The sequence below is a fragment of the Phocaeicola sp. genome, from assembly GCF_048170425.1.
Classification (GTDB): domain Bacteria; phylum Bacteroidota; class Bacteroidia; order Bacteroidales; family Bacteroidaceae; genus Phocaeicola.
On the sequence record NZ_DBEXBB010000038.1, the window covers coordinates 1 to 4,713 of the forward strand.

General features: G+C 41.1%; 6 protein-coding genes. All 6 read left to right on the forward strand.

Annotated elements, in window-relative coordinates:
• Positions 1–312, forward strand: a 312-nt coding sequence (locus ACMJ0U_RS01465) for a DapH/DapD/GlmU-related protein (RefSeq protein ID WP_417127704.1), incomplete at its 5' end; no start/stop codon positions are given.
• Positions 313–582: 270 nt separating this feature from the next.
• Positions 583–1,248 carry a hypothetical protein gene (locus ACMJ0U_RS01470; RefSeq protein WP_417127706.1) on the forward strand — a complete coding sequence of 222 codons (666 nt, stop codon included), beginning with the start codon at positions 583–585 and terminating at the stop codon, positions 1,246–1,248.
• Positions 1,249–1,272: 24 nt separating this feature from the next.
• The gene (locus ACMJ0U_RS01475; RefSeq protein WP_417127707.1) at positions 1,273–1,863 is read left to right on the forward strand and encodes an RNA polymerase sigma-70 factor; all 591 of its coding nucleotides are present in this window, start codon (positions 1,273–1,275) and stop codon (positions 1,861–1,863) included.
• Between the two features lie 65 nt (positions 1,864–1,928).
• A complete protein-coding gene (locus ACMJ0U_RS01480; RefSeq protein WP_417127709.1) occupies positions 1,929–2,576 on the forward strand; it encodes a FecR domain-containing protein in 648 nt (215 codons plus the stop codon).
• 24 nt (positions 2,577–2,600) lie between these two features.
• Complete coding sequence (locus ACMJ0U_RS01485; RefSeq protein ID WP_417127710.1) at positions 2,601–2,939, forward strand: FecR family protein; 339 nt, start codon at positions 2,601–2,603, stop codon at positions 2,937–2,939.
• Positions 2,940–3,170: 231 nt separating this feature from the next.
• Positions 3,171–4,713: SusC/RagA family TonB-linked outer membrane protein (locus ACMJ0U_RS01490; RefSeq protein ID WP_417127712.1), on the forward strand; the 1,543-nt coding region annotated here is incomplete at its 3' end.

Consider the following 4,713-nt stretch of genomic DNA (forward strand, 5'->3'; position numbering starts at 1 on the left):
CTCGACGGAGGCTATATCCGTATCGGGAAACACACCCTGATAGGTCCCCACTGCCAGTTCTATACTCCTCAGCACCCCATGGATTATGTGGAGCGTCGTGAGAAAAAAGAAACCGCCTATCCCATTACGATAGGTGAGGACTGCTGGCTGGGTGGAAATGTGGTAGTATGTCCGGGAGTAACCATTGGCAATCGCTGCATCATTGCGGCAGGCAGTGTTGTAACCAAAGATATTCCTGATGATTCTCTGGCAGCCGGCGTACCGGCGGTAGTAAAAAGAAGCCTTAAAAATGATTGTTTCTATATGAGCTGAAAACCATGCAGGAATAATAGGGTAACTATTGGTTACATTTTATGTTTCCCTTCTCGGAAACTTATGTTTCTCAGTGCAGAAATGTAGGTTCTTCTCGTGCTAAACGAAGGTTTCCGGTGTGGGAAACGTAGTTTGGAAAAGAACAAAATGAAGAAACTGTTAAGGAGAAATCCAGATAAAAAAGCAGATTGTTTGTTGGGTATTCTTTTGCATTTTTATGTTTGGTGTAAATGAAAAAAATTAACTTTGCGTAAAACCAATCTTTAGACTATGGATGCAAGGCTTTTTTTGATGGCTGGATGCGTGGCAGGAATAGTTTCCGCTTGTCTGCATAAAAAGTCAGATGATAAACCTGATATACAGAAAATTGCACGTGAGCTGATGTTGGAAGCAGACAGCTTGATGCAAAGCGATTCTTCGTTTTGGAATAAGCCGATTGATAAGTTACATCCGCGAGTATGTATTCATGATTCACTCATCCGTCAGAAATTGGACAGTGCGTTGGCTTTATGTCCTGACAAGCAGGTTTATTTATTGAAATACCGTTATTTGTTTCAGAGCTGGCATTTGGAGGAAGTGCTGGATTTGTTGCGTGAGATGGATGCGCGCATGAGCGATTCCATGTCGTCCGATTTGCTGCACCTGAAAGCCGTACTCGAAGATTATAAGGGAGACACACTCACAGCCCGAAAAGATTTCTTGCGAGCGGATTCTGCCTATACGATAAAAATTCAGCAGGTAGCACAGGATTCTCTGATGTATGGTTTTGCCCGAATCGAAAAAGCCCTGAACCTGTCACTGATGCAAAATGATTTCCGCCCGCTTCAGGAGGAAATTGCATTTTATGAGCGAGTGCATTCTTCCTCTATCAATGGGATTGAACAATGGAAACAAATAAAAGATAAGGCCTCCTATTATCGGAAAATGTTTGAATAATCTGAAACTACGCTACAATAACAGATGGAAATCACGGAACGAATCATCATAGAACAACTGAAACGAGGGAATGAAGAGGCCTATAAATACCTCTACAGTCATCATTATGCCTTGTTGTGTCACATAGCCCGTGAATATGTGGGAGATGATTTTCTGGCCGAAACGCTGGTAGGCGACGTGATTTTTCATCTGTGGGAGGTACATGAGACACTCGACATTCAAGTTTCCTTGCGCAGTTACTTAGTGCGTGCCGTGCGGAATCACTGCATGGATTACCTGTCCTCCAAGAAGGAGCGTACGGAAGTGGCTTTTTTTTCTATTCCGGAAGAAGGAGAGATGCGTTATCTGCTCTCTGACGATTATCCTCTGGGAAGTTTGCTGGAACATGAACTGGAGGAAGAAATTCATCATGCCATCCGGAATTTGCCGGAAGTCTGCCGGAAAGTTTTTATCAAAAGTCGTTTCGAGGGGAAAAAATACGAAGAAATCGCTACAGAGCTGAATATTTCTGTGAATACAGTCAAGTATCACATAAAGAGCGCATTATCATCTCTTCATTCAGAACTCGGGAAGTACCTGATTATCCTGATTCTATTTTTTTCGACTTTCAAGTAAAAAAATTACGTTTTTCGCCTACCCGCTCAGGCGAAAATTTCGTCTCACTTATAGAAACCCTGAAAATGGAAGAAAGAAATTCACATATTGACGAACTGATTGCCGCTTTTCTGAGTAAAAGTCTGAGCAAGGAAGCACGTGAAGAACTGGATGCGTGGATTGCTAGTTCCGAAGAAAACCGACGTTATTTCATGCAGCGGCAGGAAATCTGGTTTTCTGCTGTACAGGAGGAAGAACGTACGCGCTACGATGCAGACCGTGCTTTTGAAACCTTTCGGAAACGGGTAGCGGCAAGTACGCCTCAGAAACAAGCCCAGAAAGTTTTTGGCTGGAGGACAATCTATAAATATGCAGCAGCAGTGTTATTGGTGGGATTTATTTCCTTCCTCTCTTACCGCCAGGGAGAAAATGACCTGAAGAGTGCGTTAACTCAGGTAGAAGTAGAAGCCCCTCTCGGTGCACAGACACGTCTTCGTTTGCCCGATGGCACATTGGTGGTGCTGAATGCCGGTTCCCGTCTGGTCTATCCGCAGGACTTTGGAGTAGATAATCGTAAAGTAGAGTTGAGTGGAGAAGGATATTTCGAGGTAGAGCGTAATGAGAAACTTCCGTTTCATGTGCAGACTCCTTCCTTGTCGGTCAGAGTGTTAGGTACCAAGTTTAATTTCCGGGATTATCCGAATGATGAAGAAGCAGTCGTTTCTTTGTTGTAGGGAAGAGTAGCATTGGATAATCGCTTGCTAGCAGAAGCAGAGATGATTTTGCTTCCGGATGAGCAGGTTACGTTGGATAAGACGGGAGGGCGTATGAAAAAGGAATTTATGAAAGTGAAAAATACTTTGGATTGGACTTCCGGCAAGCTGTTCTTTGATGAAATGCCATTGCCGGAAGTGGTGAAGATTCTGGAAAGAAGTTATGATGTACATATAACTTTTGCTACAGATTCTCTTCGTGACTTCTGCTTTTATGGAAGCTTTATTCGAGGGGAACAAAATATTAAAGACATATTACAAGCATTAGAAAAGACTGGAAAAGTACGCTATACGCAGAAAAACCGGGAAATAACCTTATATTAACTAATTGTTAAACACACTAAAACCTTAAAATTATGCAGAAAGTGGATACCTGATTGGCATTTGGTGAAGGAACATAAAAAAGCCGGAAGAAGGGGAAGTTCCTCCGGCATACCTTAGTTCTTTCTAACTCACTAGTTTTAAGATGTTTTCCTAAGGGATATGGCAAAAGTACTAAAACCTTCCCTGTAAACGTCTTTTATTAGAAGTTTTTAATCTTAAAATCTTAAGTTTATGAATTACAGGAAAAAAGCCTTGTTAATGGCCGGGGCTTTGCTATGCCTTAATTTGGGCATATACTCGCAAAGTATATCATTAAAAATGAACAATGTTCCGGTAAAAAAAGCAATAGTTGAATTACAAACCAAGAGTGGTTATTCTTTTGTTTATATAGCTGGAGATTTGGACACAGATCGTATGGTCTCTGTTGATGCCAGTCAATTGAAAGATGCTGTGGCCCAGATTTTGAAGGGACAAAATGTGTCGTATGAAATTCAGGATAAAAATATTGTTGTAAAGAAAGCGAATCAACAACAACCAACTTCAGGAAAAAAGAAGACAGTGATTGGAGTCGTGAAAGATACGAGTGGTGAGCCTATTATTGGAGCTACTGTGATTGAAAAAGGTACTACCAATGGTACTGTAACTGATTTTGACGGTAAATATACGTTAGAACTCTCAGAGAATGCTACATTGTCTATTAGTTATATTGGATATAAAAGCCAGGAATTTACATCTTCTCAAATTAAGTCGGAACCACTTGCCATTATTTTGAAAGAAGATACTGAAGTGATGGATGAAGTTGTGGTGGTTGGATTCGGAACGCAGAAAAAAGTAAACCTGACCGGATCTGTAAGTGTGGTTGATGACAAGGAATTACGAAACAGACCGGTTACTAATGCTTCTCAGGCGTTACAGGGGATCGTTCCGGGATTGCAGATTACACAGTCTAGTGGTGATTTAAATAATACACCGAGTATAAATATACGTGGTATCTCTACAATTGGTGAAGGATCAAGTGGTAGTCCTTTAGTTTTGATTGATGGAATGGAAGGTGATTTGAATTCTTTAAATCCACAGGATATTGCGAGCATATCTGTATTGAAGGATGCGGCTGCTTCTTCTATTTATGGTTCGCGTGCTCCTTTTGGGGTGATTTTGGTAACTACTAAATCAGGTTCTACAGGGGGCAAAACACGATTTAATTATAACAATAGTTTTAGATGGGCTACTCCTATTCGCATGACTCATTCAATGAATTCTGTGGATTTTGGTAGCTGGGTGAACGATGCCAACACCAATGGTGGAGGTGGAATTTATTTTTCTAAAGAACGTATGGATAAGATTGTGGCATTCCGTAATGCAAAACCTTATGGCCCAGGAACCCGTATTACAGATGACGGAACTATTTTGTATGGTATACCTGCTAAAGAAGATGGATATTGGGAGGATGGATTTGCCGAAGGTATTGACGATGTGGATTGGTTTTCTACTATCTTTAAAACTTGGACGTTCTCTCAAGAACATAATCTGAGTGTAAGTGGTGGTAGTGAGAAGCTGAACTATTATGTAAGCTTGAATTACTTAGGGCAGGGAGGATTCATGAATCTTGCGAATGATGGTCTTGACAGATACAATGGAACGGCTAAAATATCTTCGAAAATTGCTGATTGGTTGCAAATGAATTATACGATGCGTTTTACTCGCGAAGACTATTTACGCCCTACAGGACTTAATGATGAATTGTATGATGCCATGGGATGGCCTGTTCTGTCTC